This is a genomic window from Burkholderia sp. BCC0097 (genome assembly GCF_902832985.1).
Lineage (GTDB): Bacteria > Pseudomonadota > Gammaproteobacteria > Burkholderiales > Burkholderiaceae > Burkholderia > Burkholderia orbicola.
On record NZ_CADFDM010000001.1, the window covers coordinates 674,346 to 697,921 of the forward strand.

The window sequence follows — 23,576 nt, forward strand, 5'->3', positions numbered from 1 at the left end:
TCAATCAGCCATCCGAATCACTCAGGAAAGAGACAACTCATGACGACACCCGAAGCCCAGCCGCGCATGACCGCGGTCGTCTGCCACGGCCCCGAGGACTATCGCGTCGAACAGGTCGCGAAGCCGAATCCCGGCGCGAACGAACTCGTGATCCGCATCGCCGCGTGCGGAATCTGCGCGAGCGACTGCAAGTGCTACACCGGCGCCAAGATGTTCTGGGGCGGCCCCAGCCCGTGGGTGAAGGCGCCGGTCATTCCCGGCCACGAATTCTTCGGCTACGTCGAGGCGCTCGGCGACGGCGCGGCCGAACATTTCGGTGTCGCGCTGGGCGACCGCGTGATCGCCGAGCAGATCGTGCCGTGCGGCAAGTGCCGCTACTGCAAGTCGGGCCAGTACTGGATGTGCGAGGTGCACAACATCTTCGGTTTCCAGCGCGAGGTCGCCGACGGCGGGATGGCCGAGTACATGCGCATTCCACCGACCGCGATCGTTCACAGGATTCCACTCGGCGTATCGCTCGAGGATGCGGCGATCATCGAGCCGCTGTCGTGCGCGATCCATACGGTGAACCGTGGCGACGTTCAGCTCGACGACGTCGTCGTGATTGCGGGCGCGGGCCCGCTCGGGCTGATGATGACGCAGGTCGCGCACCTGAAGACGCCGAAGAAACTCGTCGTGATCGACCTGCTCGACGAACGGCTCGAACTCGCGCGCCAGTACGGTGCCGACGTGACGATCAACCCGCAGCGTGACGACGCGCGCGAGATCGTCCGCGCGCTCACCGACGGCTACGGTTGCGACGTGTACATCGAGACGACCGGCGCGCCGGTCGGCGTGAATCAGGGGCTCGACCTGATCCGCAAGCTCGGTCGCTTCGTCGAGTTCAGCGTGTTCGGCGAGGATGCGACCGTCGACTGGTCGATCATCGGCGACCGCAAGGAGCTCGACGTACGTGGTGCGCACCTCGGGCCATACTGCTATCCGGTCGCGATCGACCTGCTCGCGCGCGGGCTCGTCACGTCGAAGGGCATCGTCACGCACGGTTTCGCGCTGGAAGACTGGGACGATGCGATCCGCGTCGCGAAATCGCCCGAATCGATCAAGGTGCTGCTGAAGCCGGCCCGCTGACGGCCGGCGTGCGCCTCACCGGAGACATCATGGAATACGTCATAGGCGTCGACATCGGTACGCAGAGCACCAAGGCGCTGCTCGTCGACCGGCACGGCACGATCGTCGCGCGGCGCTCGGCCGGCTACCAGCCCGATACGCCGCGCCCGCTGTGGGCCGAGCAGTGGCCGCAGGTATGGTTCGACGCGGTGCGCGACTGCATCGCGGGCTGCGTGAGCGACGCGCGCGCGCAGGGCGTGCCGGCCGACGAGATCCGTGCGGTGTGCGTGAGCAGCCTGTACGGCGGCTCGGGCATCCCGGTCGACATCGACATGCGGCCGCTGCATCCGTGCCTGATCTGGATGGACCGGCGCGCGACCGCCGAAGTCGACTGGGTCAACGAACACGTGAACGTCGAGCGGCTGCGCGTGATCACCGGCAACGGCGTCGACAGCTACTACGGCTTCACCAAGATGCTGTGGCTGCGCGACCAGCGGCCCGACGTGTGGGCGAACGTGCGCTATTTCCTGCCGCCGAACGCGTACGTGATCTACCTGCTGACCGGCGAGGTCGCGGTCGACCACAGTTCGGCCGGCAATATCGGCGGCGTGTACGACGTCGCGCGCCGCGAGTGGTCCGACGACGCGCTCGACATGCTCGGCATTCCGGCGACGATGATGCCCGAGCGGCTGGTCGATTCGACGGACGTCGTCGGCGGCCTGCTGTCGCAATGGACCGCGCAACTCGGGCTGCCGGCCGGCACGCCGGTCGTCGCGGGCGGCGTCGATGCCGCGGTGGCGACCTTCGCGGCCGGCGCGACGCGCACCGGGCAGCACGTCGCGATGATCGGCACCAGCATGTGCTGGGGTTACGTGAACCGGCATGTCGATGCGCGCCATGGCCTCGTCAGCATGCCGCACGTGTTCGACGGGCAGCGCGACCTGTACGTGTTCGGCGGCGCGATCACGGCCGGCGCGTCGGTCGCGTGGTTTCGCGACCAGTTCTGTCACGCGGAAATCGATGCGGCGCGCCTGCTGCCGCACGGCGATCCGCACGTGCTGCTCGAGGAGGCGGCCGAGCGCGTGCCGGCCGGCGCCGACGGCGTGCTGTTCCTGCCGTACCTGATGGGCGAGCGCAGCCCGGTATGGGATGCGAAGGCGAGCGGCGCGTTCGTTGGATTGAGTCTCGCGCATACCCGTGCGCATCTTTATCGCGCGGTGCTCGAAGGCGTCGCGTTCGCGTTGCGCCACAACATCGAGGCCGGCCGCCGCGGCGCGGTGGCGCTGGACGACAGATTGATCGTCGTCGGCGGCGCCGCGCATTCGGCACTGTGGATGCAGATCGTCGCGGACGTGACGGGCTTTCCGGTGTGGACGATCGAGCAGGACGTCGAAGCCGCGATGGGCGCCGCGCTGCTCGCGGGCGTCGGCGCAGGGCTCGTGTCGCGCGATGACGCGCAGGGCGGCTGGGTCACGCTCGTCGAGCGCGCACGGCCCGATGCCGGTCGCGCGAAAACGTACGACGCGCGTTTTGCGCTCTACACGGCGCTCTATCCGGCACTCAAGCCGATCATGCACAAGCTGGGCACCTCATCATGAACACACGATTCGATTTCGGCGGGTCAACGGTGCTCGTCACGGGCGCGTCGAGCGGCATCGGCCGCGCATGCTCGGTGGCGCTGGCGCAAGCCGGCGCGCGCGTCGTCGCGGCGGCGCGAGACATGGCCGCGCTCGACACGCTCGCCGGCGAGATTGCGTGCGATACGTTGCGCCTGGACGTCGGCGGTGACGAGCAAGCGATCGATGCCGCGCTCGCCGCGTACGATGCGTTCGACGGCCTCGTCAATTGCGCGGGGATCGCGTCGCTCGAGCCGGCGCTCGAGGTCGGCGCCGCGCAGTTCGATCGCGTGATGGCCGTCAATGCGCGCGGCGCGGCGCTCGTCGCGCGGGCCGTGGCGCGCAAGATGATCGAACGCGCCGGACGCGGCGCGGCGCAAGCACGGGGCAGCATCGTCAACGTGTCGAGTCAGGCGGCGCTCGTCGGCCTGCCCGCGCATCTGAGCTATTGCGCGTCGAAGGCGGCGATGGACGCGATCACGCGCGTGCTGTGCATCGAACTCGGGCCGCACGGCATTCGTGTGAACAGTGTGAACCCGACCGTCACGCTCACGCCGATGGCGCAGTTCGCATGGAGCGCACCGGAGAAGCGCGCGCCGATGCTCGCTGCGATTCCGCTCGGCCGGTTCGCGGAGCCGGACGAAGTCGTCGAACCGATCCTGTTTTTGCTGAGCGATGCGGCGTCGATGATCAGCGGCGTGTCGCTGCCGATCGACGGCGGATATACCGCGCGCTAGACCGCGTCACGGCAGTAGCGCGCTGCATTCTCGGAGCGGGGCAGTGTGCGGCTAGACCGGATCCTTGCTCGGCGGTCCGTCCGGCTGCTGCGGGTTGTCGTGATGACCGGGCGGCGACGAGAACGGATCGTCTTCCGGATCGCGGTTCGGGTCGGCCGGTGGTTCGGGCGTCGGGGTCGTGTGATCGCTCATGGAGAACTCGTGCAGTGCGTGACGGCGGTGGCGCGGCGGATGCGCCTCGTCTCCGTTATAGGCAATCGGGCGCGCGTTTGCAGCGGGATTGTTGCGGTGGGTGATCGATCGTCGGAGAAATCCGCTTATTGGCGGTGTTCGTGCGGAATCTTGTGGGCCCGTGCAATCGAAGTCAGCGCAAATCCGCCGGGGTATCGACGTCGCGCAGGATGCCGGGATCGTCGACGTCGAGCAGGGTCACCGGCGCGCTGGCGAACAGTGCGCGGGCACCCGTGTCGCCGTCGAGGGCGGCGAGCGCATCGAAGTGGTGCGCGGCGAAACCGACCGGATGGCCGCGCACGCCGCGATGCGCGGGTGCGACGATCGACGCGTCGTCGGCTTCGAGTGCACGTGCGACCGTTTCGTAGGTGGACGCCGCGATCCACGGCATGTCGCCGAGTGCGACCAGCCAGCCGTTCGCATCGGGCGTGGTACGGACGCCGGCCGCGAGGCTCGCGCCCATGCCGCGCAACGCGTCGGGCGCGTACACGACCTGACAGCCGGCTTCGTTCAGCAGAATCGCAAGCTTTTCGGCGCCGGGACGCACGACGGCGATCACATCGGCGGTGGCGGCCGCGAGACGGCGGGCGGCGGCGACTGCGACCGGCGTCCCGTCGGGAAGCCGAGCGAGCAGCTTGCTGTGCAGGCCGCTCGGGTCGAAGCGTTGACCAAGGCCGCCGGCGAGCAGGACGCCGGTGGCGAGTGACGCATAGGACATCGGCGCGGGGGGAGTGAGGCAGGTGCTGCAATTGTGCGGGAGCACACGGGGATCGGCAAGTGAGGATGTTACCGAGTCACGTATGCCGGATCGGGAAAACCGTCATCGCGATGCTTCGTCGAGCATGCTCTCCTCGACAGGACCGTAAATTGCGTGCGATTCGTTCTGCATGACGGCCCAATAGCGGTCGCCGAACGACCAATGCCACCATTCGGACGGGTAATTCGTGAAGCCGGCGCGGGTCAGCGCGTCGATCAGGATCTGGCGGTTTCGCGCGGCCGGGCGGCTGATGAACGCGTTGTTCGTGTAGCACGCGCCGGACGATTCCTGGTCGGTGGCGTTCATGATGGTGCCCATGTCGATCTCGATGCCTTCCGCCGAGATCAGCGTGAGGTCGATGGCGGCGCCCGTCGGATGGGCGGCGACTTCCGGCGGCGCGACGTAGTGGCTGGTCAGGGCGACCAGGGTGTCTTCGTCCGGCCGCGGATTCAGCGTCCGGCGCAGATGCGCGAGATGCTCGGCGAAGTACCGGCGCTGCAGGGCCAGCGGACGGTAGCCTTCCTTGACGTACAGGCGCAGCCCGGCGGGCAACGCATGCGCGGCGGCGATCAGCCGTTCCGCCACGCCGCGACGCACTTTCAGGAAATGAGGGCTCCTGCTTTCGATATCGCGGCGGTCGAGATCGACGGCGATGCGGTCATGGAAGCCTGCGAGATCGACGAACCCTTCGTGTGACTCTCGCAGGGCGATCGAGCGGACGGCGGGATCGGAGAGCGGTATCACGGTAGCGGGCAAGGGGCGCGAGGACGGTTGCGGGCCGCTGGCCGATGTCGAGTGGGGCGGCCGCGGTCGTTTTGGTCAGACGAATCGCCAATATGCCAGAGTCTGGTGTGACCTGCGCGGCAGTTTGCCTCGCGGCGTCAAGACGCTTACCAAAGCGTCTTGACGTGTGCGTACGCGCGGATTTTTTCGTCGCGGGTGACGAGCGGCGCGCCGAGCCGCCGCGCTGTCGCGACGATCATGCGATCGGCCGGATCCTTGTGGAACGTGCCGGGCAGGTCGGTGGATTTCGCGGCGATGTCGGCATCGACGGGCACGAAGCGCATGCCATCGATCTGCGCGACGGTGGCGAGCCACGCGTCGACGTCCATCGTCAGGGCGAGGCGGTCATTGCGCACCAGCATCGCGATTTCCCACGCGGAGATGGCGGATGCGGCGAGTGCGCCTTCGCTCCGCGCGCGATCGATTGCGCTTCTTGCCTTCTTGCTGAGCGCAGGATCGCCCGCCACCCACCACACCAATGCATGCGTATCCAGCACGATCACCGCGACGCCTCCCAATCATCTTCCGCAATCGGATCGAGAGGATTGTCGTAGCGCATGACCGAACCGCGCAATATGTCCAACGGCTGAGCTTCGCGGGAGCGATACGGCCGGATCTCGAGCGTTGGCTTGCCGTGGTCGGTGACGATCAGGCTTTCGCCCGACGCCTCGACGAGCCGGAAGTATTCGAGTGCGCGAGCCTTGAATTCGGATTTCGATACGGGAGCGTGCGGCATCATGATATGTACATGGTCATAAGACTATAGTCATTTTAGACCCGTATTCCGACGAGACGCAAGCACCGGGGCGTGACCGGCTCGCGCTAGGCATCCGCCCACTTCCTCAACAGGTTGTGATAAATCCCCGTCAGTGAAATGACCACCGGATCCTTCGCCCCTTTTTCGGCGGAAAGCGCCTGAATCTGCGTATCGAGCTGAAACAGCAGCGTGCGATCACCGTCGTCGCGCACCATGCTCTGAATCCAGAAGAACGACGCGACGCGCTCGCCGCGCGTCACAGGCGTCACGTGATGCAGGCTCGACGCCGGATACAACACGAGATCACCGGCCGGCAGCTTCGCGCGATGGACACCATACGTATCCTCGACGCACAGCTCGCCGCCGTCGTATGCATCGGGTTCCTCAAGAAAAAGCGTCGCCGACAGGTCGCTGCGCACGCGGAAATCCGTGCCGCGCAGCAGCCGGATCGCGTTGTCGACGTGCGTGCCGAACGTCTCGCCGCCTTCATAACGATTGAATAGCGGTGGAAATACCTTGAGCGGCAGCGCCGCCGAAAAGAACAGCGGATGACGGGCAAGTGCATCCTGGATCGCATCGCCCACCGCACGCGCGGCCGGCGAGCCTTCCGGCAGTTGCCGGTTGCGTTTCGCGAGCGCCGACTGCGCGCCGGACGTCGCGTTGCCGTCGACCCATTCGGCGGCATCGAGCAGGTCGCGGCACTGCGCGACTTGCGCTCGGGTCAGTACACCGGGGATATGAAGCATCATGATGCGGATTCCATGGCGTGCGGCGTCAGCTGCATGGCCGCCGAACGAAAGGCGTCGAGCGGCGACGACACGAGATACGCGCGCATCTTCGCGATGAATGCGGGTGTCGCGGTGGCCGGCACCCGCGCGAGCCACGCGAGCGCTTCGTCGACGCGCCCGCGCTCGGCGAGCAGCCGTGCATAGTTGAACTGGCCGCGGAAGTCGCCGGCAACGGCGGCGCGGCGATAGTGGTCGAACGCGGCGTCGGTGTCGACCGCGACGACCCACCCATCCTCGTAGAACCCACCGATCAGGTTGATCGATTTCGCATGGCCGAGCGCGGCCGCGCGGCGGAACCAGTCGAGCGCGTCGGCGCGGTTCTCGTCGACGCCATTGCCGAGGGCAAGTGCGGTCGCGTAGTTGTACATGCCCCAGTCGAGGCCCGCCTGCGCGGCAAGCCGGTACCAGTACACGGCGACCGGCGCGCAGGCGGCCGTGCCCCAGCCGAACTCATAGCAGCGCCCGAGCATGTTCATCGCCATCGGGTGGCCGGTCCGCGCGGCATGCCGGAACCAGTCGAGCGCGGCGGCCGGATCGCGTGCGACGCCGTGCCCGTCGAGCAGGTATTGCCCGTAGACGGCCTGCGCGTCGACGATGCCGTGGTCGGCCGCTGCCGCGACCCACGCGGCGGCGCGCTCGGGCGGCCCGGCCAGGATGTCGGCGAACTCGCGCGGCGATACCGACGCGAGCGCCTTCAGCGACACGGCTTCCATCGATCAGTAGCGCGCGTTCAGCGTGACGAACGCCGAGCGGCCCGGCGCGATCGACGCATAGTGCGCCGGATACGCCTGATCGAAGTAGGTGCGGTTGAACAGGTTGTTCACGTTCAGTTGCAGGTCGAGCTTCTTGTTGATCCGGTACTGCGCCATCGCGTCGAAGCGCCAGTACGACGGCACGGCGCGCAGGTTCGCGGGATCGCCGAATACTTCCGACATATAGAACGCGCCGCCGCCGACCGTGAACTTCGGCGTGACGTCGTAGTTCGACCACATCGTCAGGCTGTGTTTCGGCGTGTTCGGGAAGCGGTTGCCGTTGTTCGCGGCGTCCTTGCCGTTGTCGCGCAGTTGGCTTTTCATGTACGTGTAGCCGCCGAACACCTGCCATTGCTTCGTGATCTGGCCGGCGAGGCCGAGCTCGAGACCCTGCACGCGCTTGTTGCCGACCATCGCGTACTGGTTGTTCGGCAGCGTCACGCGTGCGTTGGTCGTGTCGATCTGAAACAGCGCGGCCGTCAGCGACAGCTTGTCGTTCAGCACGTTCCACTTCGTGCCGAGCTCGATGCTGCGGTTTTTTTCCGGCGAAAGCTGATCGGCGTTCGGGCCGACGCCGCCGCGGCCCGGCGTGAGCGACTGCGTTTCGCTGCCTTCGCCGAGCATCATGCCGGCGGGCGTCGACGAGGTCGCATACGACGCGTAGATGCTGCCGTTCTGCGCGGGCTTGAACACGAGGCCGGCCTGCCAGTTGAAGAGCGTGTCGTCGCGCGTATAGGTCTTGCCGCCATTCGCCTTGGTATCGGTGAAGCGGGTCGAGTAGTCGTCGACGCGCACGCCGGCGTTGACTTGCCAGCGCGGCGTGATCTCGATCGTGTCGAAGCCGTAGATCGACTTCGTCGTGGTGCGTGCATGCGCGTAGTCATTGTTGCGCGTGATCGAGCCGGCCCATGGATCGTTCGGGTTCGGCGACCACAGGCTCGTGCAGTTGTAGCCCGACGCGGCGCCGATGCCTTTCTGGCAGATCGTGCCCTTGTCGGTCGCGACCGTATACGAATCGCGCTTGCCCCATTCGCGCGACAGCTCGATGCCGGTCGTGAAGCTGTGCTTGAACGGGCCCGTGCGGAATTCGCCGAACAGCTCGGTCAGGTTCGCGAGGCTGTTGATCGAGCTGTTGCGGTTGTTGTTGCGGCGCCAGACCTTGCCGTTCACCACGTTGCCCTGGCTGTCGTCCGGCTGCGTCCAGATGTAGTCCTGCGTCGATTCCGTGTAGCGCGTGGTATTGCGCACCGTGAGGTTCGGCGTGATGTCGTGCTCGATCTTGATCGTGCTGATGTCCGACGTGGTCTTGCGGAAGTCACGGTCGATCAGGCCGTAGAAGTTGTGGCGATCGACGGGCGCCGGATAGATCGTGCCGACGTTCGCGGGCTTGTTCGAGGTCGTGTAGAAGTACGGGATGCCGCCGTCGGGCATGTCGTCCGTCTGCAGGTGGTAGTAGCTCGCGGTCACGCGCGTCGGCGTGCCGAGACCGAACGCGATCGACGGCGCGACGCCCCAGCGCTCGTTGTTGACGGCGTCGCGACCGGCGACGTCGTTGTTGTGGCTCATCAGGTTCAGGCGGAACGCGGCGTGCTCGGCGAACTGCCAGTTGCCGTCGGCGGTGAAGCGGCGATAGCGGTCGGTGCCGAGGCCCGCGCTCGCGGCGGCCGTCGTGCCGAGGTGCGGGGCCTTCGTGATCAGGTTGATGCTGCCACCGGCACCGCCGCGGCCGCCGTACGCGCCGTCGGAACCCTTGGTGATCTCGACGCGTTCGGTATTGAAGATCTCGCGCGTGGTGGCGCCCGTGTCGCGCATGCCGTCGACGAACATGCTGCCCTGCGTGTCGTAGCCGCGGATGAACGGACGGTCGCCGAGCGGGTTGCCGCCTTCGCCGGCGCCGAACGTGATGCCGGGCACGGTGCGCAGCGCTTCGGTCAGCGTCGCCGCGCCGCTGTTCTGGATCAGTTCCTGCGGGATCACGGTGACGGATTTCGGCGTGTCGACGAGCGGCGCGGTGAATTTCGCGGAAGCGGAAAAGTCGGCCTTGTAGCTGTGCTCGGTCTTGCCCTGGATCTCGATCGGCGCGAGGTGGCCTTCGGTGCTGGCGGGCGCCGCGGGCGGCGTACCGTCGGCGAACGCGGGGCTCGCGGCGAGCACGCTGCACAGGGTGGTGAACTTACCGAGCTTCAGCTCGTCCGGACGGGATTTCATGGTGCGCTTCGACCTCGCGATGTGGCCCGGGGCGGTGCGTTACGGAAATGTGTACGCCGCCGGGAATTATTACGATTTGTTTTCAGGCGGCATTCTATGTAATTTTTCTTTAAATGAGAAGCGTTCTTGTTCGCGTTTGCAAGGGAATTGTTGACGAATGTTGCAGAGGGGGCGAAGGCTTGCGGGGCGCGGAAAGATGGCCAATTGGCCGAGTGGGAAGGGTGTGGCGGCGGGGCTAGAGTGATTGCGTCGCGTGGCGCCGAGTGACTGCAAAATGCCAAGATGAATGCATTGAAAGCCTTTTGAAGGATTGGAGCGTGCCCGTCATTACCGTTCGAAACTTGCCTGATGAGGTGCATCGTGCGCTTCGGGTTCGTGCAGCCGGCATGGGCGCAGTACCGAAGCCGAGGTGCGTGACATTCTCGAGCAGGCCGCTCTGCCAGACGGACGACCGAAGCTCGGTACGTTGCTGATGGAAATCGGGCGGGGAGCCGGAGGCGTCGATTTCGACGTCGAGCGCGACAACACGCCAACCCATCCGATGAGCTTCGAATGATCCTTGTTGATACGAACGTCATGACCGAGCCGCTCCGGCGCGAGCCGAACGCGGCGGTGATCGAGTGGCTCGATGCGCAGAACGTCGAGACATTGTTTCTCGCCGCGATCAGTCTCGCCGAAATTCGATTCGGCATTGCGGCGTTGCCGGAAGGGCGACGGCGAGACAGGTTGCATCAGGGCATCGAGCAGCGCGTGCTGTCGCTGTATCGAGGCCGGATCCTGCCGTTCGACGATGCGGCGAGCAAAGCGTATGCGAACTTTCGGGCGCGGGCCCGTGTTGCAGGTAACGCGATCGCGCATCTCGATTGTTTTATCGCCGCCACGGCCGAGGTGAACGGCCTGATCGTGGCCACGCGAGACGTCGCGCCGTTCCAGGCGTTGGGCCTGCGCGTCATCGACCCATGGAGTGAGTAGTCCGCGATCGTCGGTTCTTTCACCGTGCCGAAAATGAAAAACGCGCCGTGTAACACGGCGCGTTTCGAATCGAACAAGCTTGCCCGCTCCCCGAGGCGATGGCGGGCGGGCGCGACACTTCCGGTGCGGCGTCAGTCGATCCCGTGAAACACCGCATCCTCCGGCCCGAGGTACGCCGGCGGTCGCCACGTCGCGTCGCGCATCGAATGCTGGACGAGATTCTCGACACCCAGCAGCACCGCGAAGATCGCCATCCGCACCGGAATGCCGTTGTCGGTCTGCCGGAAGATCGCGAGACGCGGGTCGCGGTTCAGGTCGACCGACAGGTCGTTCGCGCCGGGCCGGCTGTCGCGCGGCAGCGGGTGCATGATCAGCGTGTCGGGCTTGCACACCGAGTCGACGAGCGCCTGGTTGATCTGGAAATCCGGCGTATAGCCTTCGAACGACTCGTCGGTGAAGCGCTCCTTCTGAATTCGCGTCGCGTAGACCACATCCGCGCCGCGCAGCCCGGCCGCGAGGTCGTTCGTCTGCTCGACCACATGGCCGTTCGTCGCGATCTGCTCGACGATGTACGTCGGCATCTCGAGCGTCGGCGGCGACACGAGCGTGAACTTCAGCCCGCGGTACAGCGCGAGCAGCTTGACGAGCGAGTGCACGGTGCGGCCGTATTTCAGGTCGCCGACCAGCGCGATGTGCGCGCCGTCGACGATCTTGCCGAGCCGCGAAAACTCGCGCTGGATCGTGTAGAGGTCGAGCAGCGCCTGGCTCGGGTGCTCGCCGGGGCCGTCACCGCCGTTGATCACCGGCAGGTTGGTCGCGCGCGCGAATTCGGCCACCGAGCCTTTTTCCGGGTGGCGGATCACGAGCGCGTCGACGTAGCCGGCCATCACGCGGCTCGTGTCGTAGATCGATTCGCCCTTGGCCATCGACGAGAACGTGAATCCCGTCGTGTCGCACACCGAGCCGCCGAGCCGGCAGAAGGCCGCGCCGAACGACACGCGCGTGCGCGTGCTGGCTTCGAAGAACAGATTGCCGAGCACCGCGCCTTCGAGCACGCGCGAAATCTTGTGGCGGCGCGCGATCGGCTGCATGACATCGGCCACGCGGAACAGCGCCTCGACCGAATCCCGCGAGAACTGGTCGACCGAGATCAGTTGCGGCTTGCCTTCGAACAGGAACTGCTTCGCGAGCCCTTGTTTATCTACGCTTTGCGTATAGTGCTCGCCGTCCGGCGCCGAGCGCTCGACGATTTCCGACACGAAGCGCTCGACGATCTCGGGCATCCCGCGCGATTCCTGCGAATCGTCCGGAAGCAGCCAGGTATCCAGCGCGCGCCGACTGACGCCGATGCGATTCGCGAATGCCTCGCGGGTCATGTTGAGGCGGCGCATCGCGTCGCGGAGGAAGGCTTGCTGGGGAACGGTCATCGGCGGCTCCTGGGCGGAAAATATACGCGGTGCGTATATTAGTTCCTGGCGCGATGAAGTCAAGAAAAATCTGCGCGCATGCGCGGTGTGGCGCGCATGACACTCGACGGAGCCGTACTGGCGCGCGGCCTGCGTCTCCGTATAATCAGGTCAGGCCCCGTGTCCGGCAGTCTGCCGGGCGCCAGCCGCACACGATTCGCCCGGTCGGGCATGTTGATTCGAAGGAGAATGAGAATGACGCGTACGATTGCTGCAATGCTGCTGGTGGTGACCGCGGCGCTCGCCGGTTGCAATACGGTCGCCGGCGTGGGCCAGGACATTTCGAAGGGCGGCCAGGCGATCAGCGATTCGGCTGAAAAGGCCAAGTAAGCCGACCGGTTCCGGCATGCAGAAGGCGCCGGGCCTTCCCGCGATTGCGGGGAGGCCCGGCGCCTTTTTTACGCCTGGGTCGATGCCGGTGGTGGCGTCAGGCGCGTTCCACGAACGCGTAGCGGCCTTCGACCTTGCGCGGCGTGAACCAGCCGTAGTCGGGGAACAACCGGGTGCGGACGAACCACACGTAACCGACCAGCACGACCGTGATCGCGAGGCTCGGCAGCGCGGCCGCCGGATCGCGCCCGAGATCGGCGACGGCCTTCGGTATCTGTAGCAGCGACAGCACGATGAACGCGTGATATGCGCCCACCCGATGGGTCGCGAAGCCCCAGATGAACAGCAGCGACAGCGGCACGGTCAGAGCAAGGAAGACGGTGACGAGGACGTTGCCGGCACCGGATACGAAGAAGTAATACGCAAGCATCAGGCTGATGACCAGCTGGGCGATGCCGAGCGCGATCAGGATCCGGATGTGCACCTTGTTCTTGCGGCAGCGTTCGGGGTCCGGGCGTGACGCGATCAGGTGCGCGAGCACGCGATCCTTGAGCCCCTGTCCGGACAGCTCGGCCAATGCGTCGGCCTTCCTCGTTCCCGCGGACAGCAGCACCGCGATTCTTGTTTTGGCTTCCTTCCTGTTCATTGCGTGGCGGATTGTTGTTCGATGGTTGTCAAAGGATGTGGCCACGCGAATATTGCATCTTGCGCAGTCGTGCGCAACGGTTTTGCGGTGCGCGGACACATTCCTACAGTCGCCGGCTGTGTTGCGGGAGGGCGGAGGGCGACGGGAAGGCGCCGGGGCCCTTTCCGTCGCGAGGCAATGAACGCGCGAGTCAGTCGATGGTGGTCCGCGCGGTGAGCGTGGTGCGTGATGCGGCCGATGGCTCGCGCCGTCGCGTCGCGCCGACGAGCATGCCCGCGACGACGAGTGCAATGCCGGCGACACGCGTGTCGGTCAGCGGTTCGCCGAACAGCGCGACCGCGAACAGCACCGCCGAAACCGGCGCGATCGCCGTGAACAGGGCCGCCTCGGTGCCGCTCGTGCGCGCCGAGCCCGCATACCAGCACAGGTAGCCGAGCACGGTCGGGATCAACGCGTAGTAGACGATCGCCGACACGGCGCCGACGGTCGAGCCGCTCGCCACCGCTTGCCATTCGAACGCGGCCGGCACGAGTGCGAGCATGAAGCCGAGGCCCGACATCGCGGTGGAGAGCGCGAGCGGCGGTAACGGCGCGGCAAGCCGCCGGTTGAGCAGGATGAAGACCGCTTCGCATGCGACGGCCGCCAGCACCAGCGCATCGCCGGCAAGTGTTTGCAGCGACGGCATCGCGTGGCCCGGCGCGAATGTGACGAACAGCACGCCGGCCGTGGCGAGCACGGCGGCCAGCCAGTCGCGCGGCGTCTGCCGCTCGCGCAGTACGACGGCCGCGATCAATGTCGACATGGCCGGCAGCGTGCCGAGCATCACGCCCGCATCGAGCGGCGACGACAGTTTCGTCCCGCTGATCAGCAGCACCGTATAGCCGACGCCGCCCGCCGCCGCCTGGATGACGAGCAGCACGGCGTCGCGTGCGGAAATGCGCGGCCAGCGCATACGCTGCGCGCGCATCAGCGCGAACAGCAGCGGGGTCGCGATCAGGAAGCGCAGCGCGGTGGCGGCGAACGGCGGGAGGCCGCCGGCCGCGAGACGGCTCGCGATGACGGTGCTGCCGACGCCCGCCATCGCGGCGGCGAGATAGAGATAGCCAATCAGTCGTGTCTTCATGCGCCGCATCGTCGCGTACGGCGGTGGGGTGCGTCTTGAACGAAATTGCAGCTGGGGCGCGCGGTGAATGCGGTGCGCCGTCGACATGCACCGACGCAATCGGTCGCGGCTGCCGTCGAGAGGTGGCGACCGCCTTTGAATGCAGTGCGCCCGGTAGCGCCGCACTGCGTGGGCGATGCCTTGATTAACCCGCCTGCGTGAACCGCCCCGGCGTGATCCCGAACTGGCGTGCGAACGCACGCGTCAGGTGGCTCTGATCGGCGAAGCCGGCTTCGGCCGCGGCATCGGCGATCGGCAGGCCGCTGGCCAGCAGCGTGCGCGCCAGCCGCGTGCGCGACTGAACCAGATAGGCGTGCGGCGTGATGCCGAGCTCGCGCGCGAAGCCGCGCAGCAACTGGAAGCGGCTGACGCCGCTCAGGTCGGCCAGCTCGGCGAGCGACACGGGAGCAGCTGGCGCTGCATCGAGCCGCTCCCGCGCGACGCGGACGGCCGGCGCGACGCCGGCCGCCGGCAGCGTGCGGTTCGCGTGCCGGGCGAGCAAACCGGCGACGAGCATCACGAGCGCTTCGTCGCGGGCCAGCGGCGGGGTTTCGCCTGCGACGATGCGCGCATGCAGCCGGCCGACGGCGGCCGTGAGCCGCGCGTCGCGCACGGCCGGGTGGGCAAGCTCGACGCCGCCGAGGCCTTCTTCCGCGGCGACGCCCGCGACCAGCGCGGGCGCGAGGTACAGCATCCGCCAGCGTCGGCCGGTGTCGGCCTCGAGCGGCGAGCCGTCGTGCATCTCGCCGGGGTTGACCATGATCGCGTCACCCGCCAGCGCGTCGACCTGCCCGCGACCGCTCCACGACCGGTGCGCACCGCTGACGATCACGCCCACCCCGAATTCGTCGTGCGCGTGGCGCGGAAATGCGCGGTCGGATTCGAGGCTGATCGCCTCGATGCCTTCACCGGTGCGTCGGTAGTGGGTGACACGATGCATGTGCGCTCCTCGCGCCGGTCGCGGCGCGGATCACGTGCACTTTAGCGCGTTCCGGCGTCGCGCGCCCTTCATCCTTTTGGCGGATATCGCGCGGCGCGTGCAGCCGGCACCATGTGTACATCGGCAGCGTACACGGCCCGCCGGGCCTGAAGCTGCATGGGAGACGGCAGGTGGAACGACAGGACCCGGTATTCATTCAGGTTGGCGCGCTCGCGGACGGCTTCGCGCCGGAGGCGAACATCCTCGCCCCCGTCGACGCACTCGTCGGGCGGACGCTGGCGCTTGGCGACGCATCGGGCGCGTGGCGCGTCTATACGTTCGAGCCGGATGCGCTGCAGTGGCGCGATGCGGCGAGCGATACGGGCGGCCGCACGCCGTGCCGCGTGACGCGGCTGCGCGACGGACTGTACTTCGTCGACTACATCGATGCCACCGCCCGGGCGACGTCGGTCAGCCTCGTGATCGATCTGGACACCGGCGTGTGGACGTCGGTCGTCGGTACGCTGCCGACGGAAGCCGACACGCGCATCGATGCGTTCACGCGCGTCGCGCGCGGGCTGCCGCTGACGGCCGTCGACGCGCAATTCCGGCACGGCACGCTCGGTGGCCACGCGCGGCCGGGGCCGCTGCATGCGCCCACGCGCGAGCTGATCGGCAAGCGGACGATGTACCGCTACAGCCCGACCGAATGCTACGAGCACATCTACCTGAACGAGAATTTCTACGCGTGGCAGTGCCTGCAAGGCGTGGAAGGAGGGCTGGCCGATGTCGACCGCTGCCATTACTTCAAGATGGCGGACGAGCTGTATCTGTTCGTGTGGCGCGAGAAAGTGGTGCCGACGCTCGGCGTCGTGCTGATCGACCTCGCGCAGCGCAAGACCGACGGCAAGATCTTCGGCTATCAGGGCGGCGATTTCGGCACGCTGTCGAATTTCCAGATCGGCGCTTACGCGCAAGTGCTGAACGAAACCGTGTATCCGTCCGGCGGCGAGGCGCAGCGATGACTGCCGTGCCGGGCAGCGGCCGCCTGCGCGCGGATTTCGGCGGCCGTGTCGTGCTCGTCACGGGCGCCGCGCAAGGGATCGGCGCGGCGATCGCGCGCCGTTTCGCGGAATCCGACGCGTTCGTCGCCGTGGCCGATCTGAACGGCGACGCGGCAGCCGCGCAGGCCGACGCGCTGGCCGGCGCGGGCGGCGACGCACGCGCGTATCGGGTCGATGCCGCGAGCCGGGGTGAACTGGATGCGCTCGTCGCGGCGGTCGAACGCGACGGCGGCCGGCTCGATGTCGTCATCCACAATGCCGCGTATTTTCCGTTGACGCCGTTCATGCAGATCGACGAGCCGACGCTCGACCGCACGCTGTCGGTCAACCTGTCGGCGCTGTTCTGGCTCGCGCAGGCCGCGTTGCCGGCATTCGAGCGGGCGGGGGCCGGCAGGCTGCTCGTCACGTCGTCGGTGACGGGGCCGCGCGTCGTCTATCCGGGGCTTGCGCATTACGCGGCGTCGAAGGCCGGCGTGAACGGCTTTATCCGGGCGGCGGCGCTGGAGCTGGCGCGCCGCAACGTGACGGTCAACGGCGTCGAGCCGGGGATGATTCGCACGCCGGCGGCCGGCAATCTCGGCGACGCGTCGGTTGCGGCGCAGATCGCGCGCGACATTCCGCTCGCGCGGATGGGCGAACCGGAGGACATCGCGAACGCGATGCTGTTTCTCGCGTCGGCCGACGCGGCGTACATCACCGGGCAGACGATCGTCGTCGATGGCGGGGCGACCTTGCCGGAGAGCGGGGCGGTGCTGGGGGATCGATAGCGAGCGGCTGCTCGAAGGGCTGCGGCGAGGCGGTGGCGGCATAGGCGCGCGTACCGGGCCGCCGCGGGCCGTGCCGCATGCCGCCGCCGTGACTACAGCCAGCCGTTGCGGATGAATTCGACGATCGAATAGCGGCGATGCTCGAGATCGTGCTGCCGGACGGCCTCGACGATGCGCGAGACGCCGTCCGCATAAGGCGTCTCGCCGGATACGCGCGATTCGAACTGCAGGCTGCATGCGCCGTCGTCGATGCGTATCCGGTGAACCGCATGGCGGCCGAGCTGATCGTCGGGGATGCCGAATTCGCTGCGCTGCACGGCCGGGTCGCGCACGGAGCGGATGTCTGCCGGCTGCACGCCGAGCGACGCGGCGATGCCGACGGCCGTGCCGGGGACGGACGTCTTGCCGGCCTGATGCGACTCGGTCACGCTGATCTCGCAGTCGCGAAACAGGTGGCCGCTGGTTTCCAGCATGCTCATGAACTTGAGCATCAGGATGTTCGTGTTCGGACACAGCACGACCGGAAAGCCGGACGTCCCGGTTTCGAGGACGGAGCCGGTCGACAACTCGACGAGCGGCGACGCGGTGGCCTGGCAGAACGCGATCGCGGCGGCGAGTTCGCGGCCGGAACCGGCATGGACGACGATCGACCGGGCGTCGGTTCGCGCGGTGTCCGACCAAGGCATCACGCGGCAGGTGGCCGGGTCGAGCTTGTGCGAGCCGAGCAACTCGTTGGCGAGTTTGCCGGTTCCGATGACGAGTACTTGCATGGGATTGACGGGTTGAGGTTCGGGTGGCGAGTGGGCGGCGGCGATGCAGGCTGTCGAGCAAGCCAGCTGCCGTGCCGCTTGCCGCGCCGGGCGGGCATCGCGCATTATGCCCGTCCGTCGGTTGGCGCGCTTGTCGGTCCGGGCATGTGGTGTCGCGGCGCATCGGCTCGCCGACGCCCTCGGCAGCCCACCTCGCCCGCGACGTTGCGATGGCCCGCGGCGCGTGCGTGTGGACCGCGATCCGCTTCGTGGCGCAGCCGCCGGGCTGGCGCCCGGGCAACCGAAGCGAAACGACGGAGGAGCCGCGCTGCCGCACCTTGATCCCGTGCGCACGAACGCGTGAACGGCGCTACGCTGTCGGCATTTCATCCCATCACCCTCGATCCAGGAGAACACATCGATGGAACACGACCTGAAAGGCAAGGCAGTCGCGATCACCGGCGGCTTCGGTCATCTGGGCGTCGCGACGGCCGCGTGGCTCGGCGAGCGCGGCGCACGCGTCGCGCTGATCGGCCGCGGCGCGGCGCCGGCGGCGCAGGCGCTGCCCGGCGTGCCGGCCGATGCGCTGCGCATCGGCGGCATCGATCTCGTCGATCCGCAGGCCGCCGTGCAGGCGCTCGACACGGTCAACCGCGAATTCGGCCGGGTCGACGCGCTGCTGAACATCGCCGGCGCATTCGTGTGGCAGACGATCGCCGACGGCGATGCCGCCACGTGGGACCGCATGTACGAACTGAACGTGAAGACGGCGCTGAACGCGTCGAAAGCCGCGCTGCCGTACCTGGTGGCGAGTCAGGCGGGCCGCATCGTCAACATCGGCGCGGGCGCGGCATTCAAGGCCGGCGCCGGAATGGGCGCGTATGCGGCCGCGAAGGCGGGTGTCGCGCGGCTCACCGAGGCACTGGCGGCGGAACTGCTCGATCGCGGCGTGACCGTGAACGCGCTGCTGCCGAGCATCATCGACACGCCGCCGAACCGCAAGGACATGCCCGACGCCGACTTCTCGCGCTGGGTCCGGCCCGAGCAGCTCGCGGCGACGATCGGATTCCTGCTGTCGGCCGACGCGCAGGCGATCACCGGTGCGTCGATTCCGGTGAGTGGCCGCGTCGCGTAGTACGCCGGAGGAGGGCTCGCCGGGTTCGGCCGTGCGTACAATGTCGCACCGGCTTGCACGGCCGGAACCCGAGACCCGAACCTGAGACCATGACTCAGCCCATCATCCTGATCGTCGAAGACGAACAGGCGATCGCGGACACGATCGTCTATGCCCTCGGCACCGACGGCATGCAGACCGTCCACTGCACGCTCGGGCAGGCGGCGCTCGACCGCCTGCGCGACACGCAGGTCGATCTCGTGGTGCTCGATGTCGGCCTGCCGGACCTCAGCGGTTTCGAGGTATGCCGGCGGCTGCGCACGTTCACCGATATTCCGGTGATCTTCCTGACCGCGCGGCACGACGAGATCGACCGGATCGTCGGGCTCGAGATCGGCGCCGACGATTACGTCGTCAAGCCGTTCTCGCCGCGCGAGCTGGCCGCGCGGGTGCGCGTGATCCTGCGTCGCCTCCACCGGACGGCCGCACCGGAACCGGCGCCTGCACCCACGCCCGCTTCGGCCGACGCGCCGGCACCGATCGCCTCCGGCTTCACGCTCGACACCGACGGCGCGCGCGTGTCGTGGCTAGGTCACGCGCTGGACCTCACGCGCTACGAATTCGGGCTGATGGCGCTGCTGGTCCGGCATCCGGGGCGCATCTACTCGCGCGAACAATTGATGGATCTCGTGTGGCACGAGGCGCTCGATTCGGCCGACCGCACGGTCGACACGCACATCAAGACGCTGCGCGCCAAGCTGCGCGCGATCGATCCCGAGCGCGACCCGATCCGCACGCATCGCGGCATGGGTTATTCGCTGCAACCGTAACGAGCGGCACCGTCCATGCATATCGGCCTGCGCATCTTCTTCGGCTTTTTCCTGATCGTCGGCCTGGCCGCGCTGATCACGCTGCGCGTGTTCGTGCAGGAGGTGAAGCCCGGCGTGCGCGAAGCGATGGAGGACACGCTCGTCGATACCGCGCAGGTGCTGGCGGCACTGGCGGCCGACGACATGGCGAACGGACATATCGCCGACGGCGCGTTCGCGCGGCAGCTCGGGAAACTGCACGAGCGCCCGGTCAGCGCGAACGTGTGGGGTATCCAGAAGAACGCGATCGGCTACCGGCTCTACATCACCGACGCGCACGGCATCGTGCGCTACGACTCGTCCGGCAGTGCGGTCGGGCAGGACTATTCGCGCTGGAACGACGTGTACCGGACGCTGCGCGGCGAATACGGCGCGCGCAGCACGCGCAGCGATCCGAACGACGACGGCAGCACCGTGATGCACGTGGCGGCGCCGATCCGGCGCGGCAACGAGATCATCGGTGTGCTGACGATCGCGAAACCGAACCAGACGGTCGCGCCGTTCATCGCGCGCAGCCAGCGCAAGATCATGCTGTACGGCGCGTTGCTGATGGGCGGCGCGATCCTGATCGGCGTCGCGTGCACGTGGTGGCTGGTGCTCGGTCTGCGGCGCCTGCAACGCTATGCGCGTGCGATCGCGGCCGGCGAGCGCGCGTCGATGCCGCTGCAGGGCGCGAACGAACTGGCCGAACTGGGGCGCGCGGTGGAAAGCATGCATCAGCGGCTGGAAGACCGCCAGTACGTCGAAACCTACATCCACACGCTCACGCACGAGATGAAAAGCCCGCTGGCCGCGATCAGCGGCGCGGCCGAGCTGTTGCAGGAAGACATGCCGGTCGCCAACCGCCGGCGCTTCACCGAGAACATCCGCCGCCAGGCCGGCCGCCTCGAACAGATGATCCGCAAGCTGCTCGCGCTGGCCGAGGTCGAGCAGAAGCAGCGCCTGTCGGTGCACGAGCCGGTCGCGCTGCGGCCGGTGCTCGAACAGCTCGTCGACGATCTCGAGCCGCGCGCGCGGCAGCGCGGCGTGAGCCTGCGGATCGATGCGAGCGATGCGGCCGATCCCGCGGTCGTCGACGGCGATCCGTTCCTGCTGCGGCAGGCGCTCGGCAACCTGCTCGACAACGCGCTGGATTTCGCGCCGCCAGGCAGCACGATCCGGATCGCGCTCGAGCGGCGGGCGCACGTGGCGGTCGTGCGCGTCGACGACGACGGCCCCGGTGTGCCCGACTATGCGCTGTCGCGCGTCTTTGAACGCTTCTATTCGCTGCCGCGGCCCGACGGACAGGATCGCAGCACGGGCCTCGGGCTGTGTTTCGTCCGCGAAGTCGCGATGCTGCATCGCGGCCAGATCGCACTCGCGAACCGCGCGGAAGGCGGGGCGTGCGCGACGCTCACGCTGCCGTCGGCGGGCTGACCGCGCTTCACGCTCGCCACACGTTCGCTTCACGCCGGCTTCAATCGCCCTTCACCGGGGCCGCTCATGCTGACCGTACCTCCACTCCGGTACCTGCCAGCAATGAATCGAGTCCTGTTGTTCAAGTCCATGATCACCGCGTTTCTCGCGCTGGCGATCCTGATCCCGCTGCAGATGGTCCAGAGCATCGTGCGGGAACGCGCCGATTACCGGCAGAGTGCGCTGCAGAGTATCTGGGCGAGCTACGCGGGGCCGCAGACGGTGACGGGGCCGGTGCTCGTCGTCCGTTACACGGAAGTCACGCGCGTGAGCGACGACGCGCGGGCCGGCGGCAAGGCGAAAACCGGCCTGAAAAGCGAGGCGAAGCGGCTGCTCGTGTTCCCGAAGACGCTGAAGGTCGACGGCACGCTGTCGGTCAGCGTGCGCTATCGCGGTATCCATAAAGCGCTCGTGTACGGGCTCGACAGCCGGATCACGGGCACGCTGCCGCTGCCGGACCTGAAGAAGCTGCCGCAGGCCGACGGCCACGTGAGCTTCAAGATCGACGGCGCATACGTGGCGCTCGGCATCGGCGACCTGCGGGGGCTGAAGGCGCAGCCCGACCTGCGCATCGGCGGCAATCGGATCGACGTGGAGCAGGGCACGCGGCTCGACAGCCTGCGCCAGGGCGTGCATGCGAACGTCGATCTCGCGGCGCTGGCGGCGGCAAACGCCGGGGCGACGGTCGTGCCGTTCAGCATTGGCCTGCCGCTGGCGGGCGCCGAATCGGTCGCGTTCGCGCCGGTGGGTGACCAGAACGACTTCTCGCTGAAATCGACGTGGCCGCATCCGAGCTTCGGTGGCGAGTTCCTGCCGGCGGAGCGCACGATCGATGCGCGCGGCTTCGTCAGCAACTGGCACGTGACGTCATTCAACACGAAGGCGCGCGAGCAAGTGGCATCCGGCAACGGCGGGGGCGAGATCGAGATGGCGTCGGTATCGGTGATCGAACCCGTGAACGTCTATCTGCAGGCCGAACGCGCGACGAAATATGGTGCGCTGTTCGTGATGCTCACGTTCGCGAGCTTCTTCATGTACGAGCTCGTGAAGCGGCTGCGCATTCACCCGATCCAGTACACGCTGGTCGGCCTGTCGCTCGCGCTGTTCTTCCTGCTGCTGCTGAGCCTGTCCGAGCACATTGCGTTCGGCTATGCGTATCTCGCGGCGAGCGGCGCATGCATCGGGCTGCTCGGCTTCTACCTGTCGTTCGTGCTGCACAGCGTGAAGCGCGGCGCGACGTTCACCGCGCTGCTCGCGATGCTGTACGCGGCGCTCTACGGGCTGCTGCTGTCGGAAGACAACGCGCTGATGCTCGGTTCGCTGCTGCTGTTCGCGATCCTTGCCGGCATCATGACGCTCACGCGCCGCGTCGACTGGTATTCGCTCGGCGCCGCGTGGCAGCCGCTGGCCGACAGGCCGGCAACGGTGAAGCCGAGTGCGCCGGCGAAGTAGCGAGCGGGTCGAGAGCACGCGCGCGCCGGTCGGGCATACAGCGGCCGGCGCGCGTTTGCACACAGGCCGATGTCTTTCACGCGGCCGTCGCCGGCCGACGAAACCGCGCCAGCGGAATCTCGGCGATGGCCGCGATCTCGATCAGCAGGTCGGGATGGTAGAGACGTTCGACCTGGACAGTCGTCGTCACCGGATAGGGTTCGGCGAAGTAGGTCTTGCGGATGTCGCCGGCCTGCATGAACGCATCGATGTCGGTGGCGTAATGGACGAGCGAGATCACGTCGCGCATCTGCCCGCCCAGCGCGGCCAGCACGTCACGGATGTTGTCGAGCGTTTGCCGGACCTGGGCGCGCATGTCGCCGGCGCCGACTGGCTGCCCGTCGCGGTCGAGCGCGACCTGGCCCTTCAGATGCACGATCCGGCCGTCGCCCTGGATCACGGCCATCGAGAATGCGCCGAACGGCGCCCAGACTTCCGGTGGATTCACGGCTTCGGCCATCGTGCGGCTCCTGTGGGGTCGAAATGGGCGAGCACAGCGGCGTGCCGCATGCGGCGATTGCGCCATGACGGATGCGTTCATCGTCGACCCGCCCGGCCTGCCGAATGCGGCGGCGGCCCGGATCGCCCTATACTGACCGCTCCACATTACCGGACCATGCCGTGCCGAACCAAGCCTCCGGAGATTCGTCCGTCGACGATCCTCGCCCGACCCCGCCTGTCCAACCCGAACTGGAAGACTGCTGCAACAGCGGCTGCTCGCCGTGCGTCTTCGACCTTTACGACGAGGCGCTCGCGCGCTATCGCGTCGAACTGGCCGAATGGGAGGTGCGGCACGCACAGCGCGCGCCGCACCGATGAACCGGATGCCGGCGAGC

Annotated in this window: 26 protein-coding genes and 1 pseudogene; 13 read left to right on the forward strand and 14 right to left on the reverse strand. The window is 67.5% G+C overall.

Annotated elements, in window-relative coordinates; all coding sequences use genetic code 11:
- Nucleotides 1-39: 39 nt before the first annotated feature.
- The 3 genes from HWX07_RS02930 to HWX07_RS02940 are packed head-to-tail and all read left to right on the forward strand — an operon-like array spanning nt 40 to nt 3,460.
- Nucleotides 40-1,128, forward strand: coding sequence for an alcohol dehydrogenase catalytic domain-containing protein (locus HWX07_RS02930; protein WP_175875113.1), 1,089 nt, complete (start codon nt 40-42; stop codon nt 1,126-1,128).
- A 29-nt stretch (nt 1,129-1,157) separates the two neighbouring features.
- Nucleotides 1,158-2,705, forward strand: a complete 1,548-nt coding sequence (locus HWX07_RS02935; protein ID WP_175875114.1) for an FGGY-family carbohydrate kinase — start codon at nt 1,158-1,160, stop codon at nt 2,703-2,705.
- The gene (locus tag HWX07_RS02940) at nt 2,702-3,460 is read left to right on the forward strand and encodes an SDR family oxidoreductase (RefSeq protein WP_175875115.1); all 759 of its coding nucleotides are present in this window, start codon (nt 2,702-2,704) and stop codon (nt 3,458-3,460) included. Before HWX07_RS02935 ends, HWX07_RS02940 begins: the two co-directional genes overlap by 4 nt.
- Before the next feature lie 51 nt (nt 3,461-3,511).
- Here HWX07_RS02940 and HWX07_RS02945 read toward each other — a convergent pair whose 3' ends face one another.
- From HWX07_RS02945 to HWX07_RS02980, 8 genes are all read right to left on the reverse strand, one after another.
- A complete protein-coding gene (locus HWX07_RS02945; RefSeq protein WP_012339712.1) occupies nt 3,512-3,652 on the reverse strand; it encodes a hypothetical protein in 141 nt (46 codons plus the stop codon).
- A 172-nt stretch (nt 3,653-3,824) separates the two neighbouring features.
- A complete protein-coding gene (locus HWX07_RS02950; protein ID WP_053523967.1) occupies nt 3,825-4,409 on the reverse strand; it encodes a nucleotidyltransferase family protein in 585 nt (194 codons plus the stop codon).
- A 102-nt stretch (nt 4,410-4,511) separates the two neighbouring features.
- Nucleotides 4,512-5,204: a M15 family metallopeptidase gene (locus tag HWX07_RS02955; protein ID WP_175875116.1), complete on the reverse strand. Its 693-nt coding sequence runs from the start codon at nt 5,202-5,204 to the stop codon at nt 4,512-4,514.
- A 134-nt stretch (nt 5,205-5,338) separates the two neighbouring features.
- Nucleotides 5,339-5,734, reverse strand: a complete 396-nt coding sequence (locus tag HWX07_RS02960) for a type II toxin-antitoxin system VapC family toxin (RefSeq protein ID WP_059585115.1) — start codon at nt 5,732-5,734, stop codon at nt 5,339-5,341.
- On the reverse strand, nt 5,731-5,970 hold the full coding sequence (locus tag HWX07_RS02965; RefSeq protein ID WP_021158157.1) for a type II toxin-antitoxin system Phd/YefM family antitoxin: 240 nt from the start codon (nt 5,968-5,970) through the stop codon (nt 5,731-5,733). Before HWX07_RS02965 ends, HWX07_RS02960 begins: the two co-directional genes overlap by 4 nt.
- An 83-nt stretch (nt 5,971-6,053) precedes the next feature.
- Nucleotides 6,054-6,737, reverse strand: coding sequence for a Fe2+-dependent dioxygenase (locus tag HWX07_RS02970; RefSeq protein ID WP_023477480.1), 684 nt, complete (start codon nt 6,735-6,737; stop codon nt 6,054-6,056).
- Nucleotides 6,734-7,489 carry a tetratricopeptide repeat protein gene (locus HWX07_RS02975; protein WP_175875117.1) on the reverse strand — a complete coding sequence of 252 codons (756 nt, stop codon included), beginning with the start codon at nt 7,487-7,489 and terminating at the stop codon, nt 6,734-6,736. The genes HWX07_RS02970 and HWX07_RS02975 overlap by 4 nt, the downstream gene beginning before the upstream one ends.
- 3 nt (nt 7,490-7,492) lie before the next feature.
- Complete coding sequence (locus HWX07_RS02980) at nt 7,493-9,736, reverse strand: TonB-dependent siderophore receptor (protein ID WP_175875118.1); 2,244 nt, start codon at nt 9,734-9,736, stop codon at nt 7,493-7,495.
- Between the two features lie 317 nt (nt 9,737-10,053).
- Here HWX07_RS02980 and HWX07_RS02985 point away from each other — a divergent pair.
- Both HWX07_RS02985 and HWX07_RS02990 read left to right on the forward strand, forming a co-directional pair.
- Nucleotides 10,054-10,292: pseudogene (locus HWX07_RS02985) on the forward strand (Arc family DNA-binding protein).
- On the forward strand, nt 10,289-10,708 hold the full coding sequence (locus HWX07_RS02990; protein WP_175875119.1) for a type II toxin-antitoxin system VapC family toxin: 420 nt from the start codon (nt 10,289-10,291) through the stop codon (nt 10,706-10,708). The pseudogene HWX07_RS02985 and the gene HWX07_RS02990 overlap by 4 nt, the downstream one beginning before the upstream one ends.
- A 131-nt stretch (nt 10,709-10,839) precedes the next feature.
- On the opposite strand, the gene HWX07_RS02995 is transcribed toward HWX07_RS02990, so the two are convergent.
- Nucleotides 10,840-12,135, reverse strand: coding sequence for an aspartate carbamoyltransferase (locus HWX07_RS02995; RefSeq protein WP_175875120.1), 1,296 nt, complete (start codon nt 12,133-12,135; stop codon nt 10,840-10,842).
- Nucleotides 12,136-12,369: 234 nt separating this feature from the next.
- Between HWX07_RS02995 and HWX07_RS03000 the strand changes: the two genes are divergently transcribed.
- A complete protein-coding gene (locus HWX07_RS03000; RefSeq protein ID WP_006485835.1) occupies nt 12,370-12,504 on the forward strand; it encodes an entericidin A/B family lipoprotein in 135 nt (44 codons plus the stop codon).
- Between the two features lie 97 nt (nt 12,505-12,601).
- On the opposite strand, the gene HWX07_RS03005 is transcribed toward HWX07_RS03000, so the two are convergent.
- The 3 genes from HWX07_RS03005 to HWX07_RS03015 form a co-directional block, all read right to left on the reverse strand.
- Nucleotides 12,602-13,150: a permease gene (locus HWX07_RS03005; RefSeq protein ID WP_124701296.1), complete on the reverse strand. Its 549-nt coding sequence runs from the start codon at nt 13,148-13,150 to the stop codon at nt 12,602-12,604.
- 190 nt (nt 13,151-13,340) lie between these two features.
- Nucleotides 13,341-14,273: a DMT family transporter gene (locus HWX07_RS03010; protein ID WP_175875121.1), complete on the reverse strand. Its 933-nt coding sequence runs from the start codon at nt 14,271-14,273 to the stop codon at nt 13,341-13,343.
- 184 nt (nt 14,274-14,457) lie between these two features.
- Complete coding sequence (locus HWX07_RS03015) at nt 14,458-15,252, reverse strand: AraC family transcriptional regulator (RefSeq protein WP_175875122.1); 795 nt, start codon at nt 15,250-15,252, stop codon at nt 14,458-14,460.
- Between the two features lie 170 nt (nt 15,253-15,422).
- On the opposite strand from HWX07_RS03015, the gene HWX07_RS03020 reads away from it, so the two are divergent.
- Together HWX07_RS03020 and HWX07_RS03025 are read left to right on the forward strand one after the other, a co-directional pair.
- Complete coding sequence (locus tag HWX07_RS03020) at nt 15,423-16,256, forward strand: molybdenum cofactor biosynthesis F family protein (RefSeq protein ID WP_175875123.1); 834 nt, start codon at nt 15,423-15,425, stop codon at nt 16,254-16,256.
- Nucleotides 16,253-17,062, forward strand: a complete 810-nt coding sequence (locus HWX07_RS03025; protein WP_175875124.1) for an SDR family oxidoreductase — start codon at nt 16,253-16,255, stop codon at nt 17,060-17,062. Before HWX07_RS03020 ends, HWX07_RS03025 begins: the two co-directional genes overlap by 4 nt.
- Before the next feature lie 92 nt (nt 17,063-17,154).
- Here the strand turns inward: HWX07_RS03025 and HWX07_RS03030 are convergent, their stop codons facing one another.
- Nucleotides 17,155-17,832, reverse strand: coding sequence for a dihydrodipicolinate reductase C-terminal domain-containing protein (locus tag HWX07_RS03030; protein ID WP_175875125.1), 678 nt, complete (start codon nt 17,830-17,832; stop codon nt 17,155-17,157).
- A gap of 400 nt (nt 17,833-18,232) precedes the next feature.
- On the opposite strand from HWX07_RS03030, the gene HWX07_RS03035 reads away from it, so the two are divergent.
- From HWX07_RS03035 to creD, 4 genes are all read left to right on the forward strand, one after another.
- A complete protein-coding gene (locus HWX07_RS03035; RefSeq protein ID WP_175785007.1) occupies nt 18,233-18,946 on the forward strand; it encodes an SDR family NAD(P)-dependent oxidoreductase in 714 nt (237 codons plus the stop codon).
- A gap of 89 nt (nt 18,947-19,035) precedes the next feature.
- On the forward strand, nt 19,036-19,755 hold the full coding sequence (gene creB, locus HWX07_RS03040) for a two-component system response regulator CreB (protein WP_175875126.1): 720 nt from the start codon (nt 19,036-19,038) through the stop codon (nt 19,753-19,755).
- Between the two features lie 15 nt (nt 19,756-19,770).
- A complete protein-coding gene (gene creC, locus HWX07_RS03045; protein ID WP_175875127.1) occupies nt 19,771-21,210 on the forward strand; it encodes a two-component system sensor histidine kinase CreC in 1,440 nt (479 codons plus the stop codon).
- Between the two features lie 102 nt (nt 21,211-21,312).
- A complete protein-coding gene (gene creD / locus HWX07_RS03050; RefSeq protein WP_175875128.1) occupies nt 21,313-22,701 on the forward strand; it encodes a cell envelope integrity protein CreD in 1,389 nt (462 codons plus the stop codon).
- A gap of 76 nt (nt 22,702-22,777) precedes the next feature.
- On the opposite strand, the gene HWX07_RS03055 is transcribed toward creD, so the two are convergent.
- On the reverse strand, nt 22,778-23,200 hold the full coding sequence (locus HWX07_RS03055) for a RidA family protein (RefSeq protein WP_175875129.1): 423 nt from the start codon (nt 23,198-23,200) through the stop codon (nt 22,778-22,780).
- A 161-nt stretch (nt 23,201-23,361) separates the two neighbouring features.
- Here HWX07_RS03055 and HWX07_RS03060 point away from each other — a divergent pair, with 161 nt between their 5' ends.
- Nucleotides 23,362-23,559, forward strand: a complete 198-nt coding sequence (locus tag HWX07_RS03060; RefSeq protein WP_175767613.1) for an oxidoreductase-like domain-containing protein — start codon at nt 23,362-23,364, stop codon at nt 23,557-23,559.
- Nucleotides 23,560-23,576: the final 17 nt, after the last annotated feature.